General features: G+C 69.0%; 6 protein-coding genes and 1 pseudogene. 5 read left to right on the top strand and 2 right to left on the bottom strand.

The window, feature by feature from the left end; translation table 11 throughout:
- Nucleotides 1-65 precede the first annotated feature (65 nt).
- Complete coding sequence (locus tag ACRDP3_RS05620) at nt 66-527, top strand: acyl-CoA thioesterase (RefSeq protein ID WP_431515699.1); 462 nt, start codon at nt 66-68, stop codon at nt 525-527.
- A 45-nt stretch (nt 528-572) separates the two neighbouring features.
- Here the strand turns inward: ACRDP3_RS05620 and ACRDP3_RS05615 are convergent, their stop codons facing one another.
- On the bottom strand, nt 573-890 hold the full coding sequence (locus tag ACRDP3_RS05615) for a hypothetical protein (protein WP_431515698.1): 318 nt from the start codon (nt 888-890) through the stop codon (nt 573-575).
- A gap of 81 nt (nt 891-971) precedes the next feature.
- On the opposite strand from ACRDP3_RS05615, the gene ACRDP3_RS05610 reads away from it, so the two are divergent.
- From ACRDP3_RS05610 to ACRDP3_RS05595, 4 genes are all read left to right on the top strand, one after another.
- Complete coding sequence (locus ACRDP3_RS05610; protein ID WP_431515697.1) at nt 972-1,625, top strand: SRPBCC family protein; 654 nt, start codon at nt 972-974, stop codon at nt 1,623-1,625.
- A gap of 220 nt (nt 1,626-1,845) precedes the next feature.
- Nucleotides 1,846-3,426 carry a radical SAM protein gene (locus tag ACRDP3_RS05605; protein WP_431515696.1) on the top strand — a complete coding sequence of 527 codons (1,581 nt, stop codon included), beginning with the start codon at nt 1,846-1,848 and terminating at the stop codon, nt 3,424-3,426.
- Nucleotides 3,423-4,220 carry a class I SAM-dependent methyltransferase gene (locus tag ACRDP3_RS05600; protein WP_431515695.1) on the top strand — a complete coding sequence of 266 codons (798 nt, stop codon included), beginning with the start codon at nt 3,423-3,425 and terminating at the stop codon, nt 4,218-4,220. The genes ACRDP3_RS05605 and ACRDP3_RS05600 overlap by 4 nt, the downstream gene beginning before the upstream one ends.
- 155 nt (nt 4,221-4,375) lie before the next feature.
- Complete coding sequence (locus ACRDP3_RS05595; protein ID WP_431515694.1) at nt 4,376-4,744, top strand: YybH family protein; 369 nt, start codon at nt 4,376-4,378, stop codon at nt 4,742-4,744.
- A gap of 116 nt (nt 4,745-4,860) precedes the next feature.
- On the opposite strand, the pseudogene ACRDP3_RS05590 reads toward ACRDP3_RS05595, so the two are convergent.
- Nucleotides 4,861-5,072: pseudogene (locus ACRDP3_RS05590) on the bottom strand (hypothetical protein); the annotation flags it as partial.

Raw genomic sequence — 5,072 nt, 5'->3', positions numbered from 1 at the left:
TCCATTAACGTTAACGTACGCTAACGTGCCGGATCGGCACGGAACCGAGCGAGGGAGAGACGCCCATGGCCACCGATACCGCCGGTCCGGAGGCGGCCGGTCTGGAAGTGATGTACCGCGGGACGGTCTACCCCTGGCACTGCGATCAGATGGGCCACATGAACGTCATGTGGTACGTCGGGAAGTTCGATGAGGCCACCTGGCAACTCTTCGCCGGGTTCGGCGTCACCCCCGACTACCTGCGCGACAGCGGCCGCGGCATGGTCGCAGTGGATCAACGGATCTCCTACCGCAAGGAGTTGTGCGCGGGGGACGTCGTGCTGGTTCGTTCGACCCTCCTGGAGGTGCGCAGCAAGGTGATCCGCTTCTGCCACCAGATGGAGAACGCGTCGACCGGTGACGTAGCGGCCGTCACCGTGCTGACCGGAGTCCACATCGACACCAAGGAGCGACGCTCCTGCCCGCTGCCCGAGGAGCACATGGCACGAGCCCGCGCCCTGGTGACCGACTTCGATCCCGGGATCTGATCCGCCGCAGCCGTCACCGCCACCGACCGCTGTCGGCGAGGGTGCTCAGCGGAGAGCTCGCCGCAGGTCCGCTACGCTCGGCGCGCCGTCAGGGGTACCGTCCGCCGTGCGGTACAGACGGCAGGACACGCTCGGCTCGGTGCCCGCCGCGGCGAACGGATCGACGCCGTCGAGCAGGACCGTGGGCGAGCCGGTCATTCCCCACCGGGCGGCGCCGGCCTCATCGGAGACCTCCACCAGGTTCACCGGTACGTGCCGGCCCGCCAGAGCGGCCGTGATCCGCTCGCGTACGACCGCGGCGTTCGGGCAGCCGGGCACCGTCAGCACGGTGATCCGCATCGCTGAGCCCTCCGGGTTCGTCACCTGTCATCTGTCGACTCTCACCTTGCCGGGGAACGGTAGACCTTTCCAGCACACCGGCAGGTCGACGGATAGCTTGGCTGCATGCGCATCGGTGACCGGGATCACGTTCCAGGACGAGCCGGAGACCGCACCGGGAAGGGCCGCCACCTCGCCGGCCGCCACCTCGTCCGAGCCGCGGCCTGGACCGCGGGGGCCGCGGTCGTCGCGGCCGGGGGCTATGCCGGGCTGGTCAGCGGCGCACTGTCCGCCGACCTGGGGGTGGGCCGGCGGGTTCGGCCACTCGGGCCGCAGACGGTGGACATCGCGGCGCGCCCCGAGCTCGTCTTCGACGTGATCGCCCAGCCCTATCTGGGGCGGGCGACGAGGGCGATGCGGAGGAAGGTCCAGGTGCTGGAACGCGGCAGCGACATGGTGCTGGCCGCCCACGTCACGCCCCTGGGCGGCCGGCTCAAGGCGGTGACGGTGGAGACGGTCAGGTTCACCCGCCCGTGGCGCGTCGACTTCCGGCTGGTGCGCGGGCCGGTGCCGCACGTCGTCGAATCCTTCACCCTGACCGAGCAGGCCGCGGGCACCCGCTCGGACACCCGCCTCGTGTACGAGGGAGAGCTGGGCACCGACCTGTGGCGGGCCGGAGCACGGTGGGGTGCGGCCGTAGCCCGTCGCTGGGAGGAGACCGTCGCCGCATCACTCGCCTCGGTCAAGGCGGAGGCGGAACACAGGGCCGCCCGGAGCTGAACGCGCGGCTTCGCGGGCGCGTTTACGGTCCACGGGCCGGTGATGGTTCTAGCGTCAGTGCCATGGTGCCGCAGATCGTGCTCGGAAACGGCGTACACGGCGATGGCCCTCGGCCGGTTCGCCTCGCGGCGGCCGACCTGGCACGCAAGGCAGCGGTGCTCGCCGACCCGGTAGCCGACCCAGTCGCTGAACCTGGCACCACCCAGTGGAGGAGTCCCCGATGACCCAGGCACCGGCGCCACGGCGCAAGGTGGACCGTGACGAGGTGTTCGTGGAGTTCACCAAGTCCATCTGCCCGATGTGCAAGGCACCCGTCGACGCGCAGGTCAACATCCGCGGGAACAAGGTCTATCTGCGTAAACGATGCGCGGCACACGGGGAGTTCGAGGCCCTGGTCTACGGGGACGCCGAGGAGTACATGTCCTCGGCCCGGTTCAACAAGCCCGGCACCCTTCCTCTCACCTTCCAGACGGAGGTGAAAGACGGCTGTCCGAGTGACTGCGGGCTGTGTCCGGAGCACAAGCAGCACGCCTGCCTGGGGATCATCGAGGTCAACACCGGGTGCAACCTGGACTGTCCGATCTGCTTCGCCGACTCCGGACACCAGAGCGACGGCTACTCCATCACCCACGAGCAGTGCGAGCGGATGCTCGACGTCTTCGTGGAGTCGGAGGGCGAGGCGGAGGTGGTGATGTTCTCCGGCGGGGAGCCCACCATCCACAAGCACCTCCTGGACTTCATCGACCTCGCCCAGGCCCGGCCGATCAAGAACGTCACCCTCAACACCAACGGCATCCGGCTCGCCACCGACCGGAACTTCGTCGCCGAGCTCGGCAAACGCAACCAGACCCCGGGCAGGTCGGTGACCGTCTATCTCCAGTTCGACGGCTTCGACGAACGTACCCACCGGGAGATCCGCGGACGGGACCTGCGAAAGATCAAGGAGCGGGCGCTGGACAACTGCGCCGAGGAGGGGCTGACCGTCAGCCTGGTCGCCGCTGTCGAGCGGGGCCTGAACGAGCACGAGGTCGGTGCGATCGTCGAATACGGCATCGACCACCCGGCCGTACGGTCCGTGGCGTTCCAGCCGGTCACCCACTCCGGCCGGCATGTCGCCTTCGACCCGCTGAACCGGCTCACCAACCCCGACGTCATCCAGCTGATCGGGGAACAACTGCCCGACTGGTTCGCCAAGGGCGACTTCTTCCCCGTGCCCTGCTGCTTTCCCACCTGCCGTTCCGTCACCTACCTGCTGGTGGACGGCGAACCGGGCGACCGTACCGTCGTCCCCATCCCGCGACTCCTCCAGGTCGAGGACTATCTGGACTACGTGACCAACCGTGTCCTGCCCGACGCGGGCATCCGGGAGGCGCTGGAGAAGCTGTGGTCGGCCTCCGCCTTCATGGGCACCGAGACGACGCGGGAGAAGCTGCGGGCCACCGCCGAAGCACTGGACTGCGCCGAAAGCTGCGGCATCGATCTGCCCGAAGCCGTCAGGGATATCGGTGACAAGGCATTCATGATCGTGGTGCAGGACTTCCAGGACCCGTACACCCTCAACGTCAAGCAGCTGATGAAGTGCTGCGTCGAAGAGATCACCCCGGACGGGCGCCTCATCCCCTTCTGCGCGTACAACTCCGTCGGCTACCGGGAAGAGATCCGCGCCGCCATGTCGGGGGTACCCGTCGCCGGTGTCGTGCCCAACGCGCTGCCGCTCGCGGACCGGCTCACCACGACTCCGTACGGTTCGAGGACGGCCCGTATCGCCGCCGGTAACGAGACCGTGGAGCCGCCGTCATGAACAGCGACGAGGTCAAAGCCTGCTGCGCCGACGCCTATTCGAAGGACGTGGTCGCCCTGCTGCTCGGCGACTCCTACCACCCCGGCGGCACCGCCCTGACCCGCCGTCTCGCCGACAGCCTCCAACTCCCCCAGGACGGCCGTGTCCTGGACGTGGCCTCCGGCAGGGGCACCACCGCGCTCCTGCTCGCCGACGTCTACGGGGTGCGGGTGGACGGCGTGGACTACTCGGCCGCCAACACCGCCCTCGCCCAGGTCGCGGCCCGGACCGCGCCCGCGGGACTGGTCGAGAAGACCCGCTTCACGACGGGGGACGCGGAGCAACTGCCCTACTCGGCTGGGGTGTTCGACGCGGTGGTCTGCGAATGCGCTCTGTGCACCTTCCCCGACAAGGTGAAAGCCGCAGCCGAGTTCGCCCGCGTCCTGCGCCCGGGCGGCCGCGTCGGCATCACCGACGTCACCGCCATCCCCGGCCGGCTTCCACCAGAACTCAACGGTCTCGGTGCCCGAATCGCCTGCGTCGCCGACGCCCGACCGGCGGCCGAGTACGCGGACATCCTGGCCGCCGCCGGACTGCGCACCCTCACCACAGAACGCCACGACCAGGCCATGATGCGCATAATCGACCAGATCGAGGCGAGGCTGAACCTGCTGCGCATCGCCGCCCCGGCCAGGCTCGCCGACGCGGGCGTGGACCTGACGGCCGCCCTCGCTGTCCTGAACGCGGCCCGCACCGCCGTCGCGGACGGCGCGCTCGGCTACGCCCTGCTGGTCGCCGTGAAATCCACCGGCTAGTGCTGTGACCGCAAAGGTCGCCGGGGTGGTGGTCAAAGCGGTTGGATGTGAGCTGATTGCCACCTGCCGACTTGTAGGGAATTGGCGCGTTCTCTCCGCTTTTCTCCGGTAAGATCACGCCCCCCGCATGAGCTGCCTGAGAGGAGCGCGGACCTGTGAGCACACCTGCCGAGACCATCGAGCGGTTCACGCACGCGGTGAACGAGGGCGACCTCGAGACCGCGCTCGCGCTCTATGAGCCGGATGCCGTGTTCCAGCCGGCGCCTGACGTGCCCACCGTCTCGGGGAGCACGATCCGCGAGGCACTCAACGATTTCTTCGCCCTGAAGCCCAGGATGACGGGCGAGGTGATCAAGGTGCACGAGGCCGGCGACATCGCGCTCGTGATCAACCGCTGGCGAATGTCCGGCACCGGCCCGAACGGGGAGGCGATCGAGATGGCCGGGACGAGCGCCGACGTGCTCCGCCGCCGAGGCGGCGGCTGGGGCATCCTCGTGGACGACCCCTGGGGCGCCGCGGTCTGACTCGTCGTAGACGAGCAGCCCGGCACTGGACAACAACCGGCAGTCGGGTTACTGCGATGCGCGGGCCTCGTCATCGAGCGTCTGCACCGGTGTCACCAGATCCGTGACGCTTCCCGCTACGCCGCTGGCGCCGCGCGCCGAGCGGTGACCGCCTCGATGAACTCCTCGGGCGGAAGGTAGGAGTGCTCGTTGACGTAGTGATGGACGAGCGTGGGGGCGATCAGCCATCGCCCGTGTCGCGAGATCACGCGGACCTCCGCGTTGCCGAGCGTGACGCTTTCCCCGCCCACGAGAATCCTCGGCGGGCCGCCGAACGGGTCGCGCCCCG

This window comes from Streptomyces sp., from assembly GCF_050698815.1.
Lineage (GTDB): Bacteria > Actinomycetota > Actinomycetes > Streptomycetales > Streptomycetaceae > Streptomyces.
Note: the sequence above shows the minus strand (reverse complement) of the source record. Positions and strands in the feature narration are given on the sequence as shown.

What these genes read in the sequence shown, in the direction of transcription:
- ACRDP3_RS05620 (WP_431515699.1), top strand. Translation starts at nt 66, where the DNA reads ATGGCCACCGATACCGCCGGTCCGGAGGCGGCCGGTCTGGAAGTGATG.
- ACRDP3_RS05610 (WP_431515697.1), top strand. Translation starts at nt 972, where the DNA reads ATGCGCATCGGTGACCGGGATCACGTTCCAGGACGAGCCGGAGACCGC.
- ACRDP3_RS05605 (WP_431515696.1), top strand. Translation starts at nt 1,846, where the DNA reads ATGACCCAGGCACCGGCGCCACGGCGCAAGGTGGACCGTGACGAGGTG.
- ACRDP3_RS05600 (WP_431515695.1), top strand. Translation starts at nt 3,423, where the DNA reads ATGAACAGCGACGAGGTCAAAGCCTGCTGCGCCGACGCCTATTCGAAG.